Annotated in this window: 1 pseudogene; it reads left to right on the plus strand. The window is 66.4% G+C overall.

The window, feature by feature from the left end:
- Nucleotides 1–307 (plus strand): annotated as a pseudogene (locus tag DBR23_RS31580) (hypothetical protein); the annotation flags it as partial.

Genomic DNA, 307 nt, shown 5'->3' on the forward strand with positions numbered 1-307 from the left:
ACCGTGTGGTGTTCCGCGAGCTGTTCGATGCCTACTTTCGCAATCCCAACGTCGCACAAAAGCTGCTGGCGCAGATGCTGCCCAGCGCGGAATCCAAGGCCGAGCCCGTCAAACGCCGCCCGCGCGTGAGCGAGGCACTGGCGCCCGTGCGTGCCGCGCGCAACGCACCGCCCGCACGCGAAGAAGACAAGATCGAATTCGATGCCGCCATGACGGCCAGCGACCTGCAGCGCCTGCGGCAGGCGGACTTCAACCAGCTCTCGGCCAGCGAATACATCCTGGTGGAGCGCCTGGCACGCGATGTGCC

It is taken from the genome of Acidovorax sp. HMWF018 (genome assembly GCF_003061035.1).
GTDB classification, from domain to species: domain Bacteria; phylum Pseudomonadota; class Gammaproteobacteria; order Burkholderiales; family Burkholderiaceae_C; genus Acidovorax; species Acidovorax delafieldii.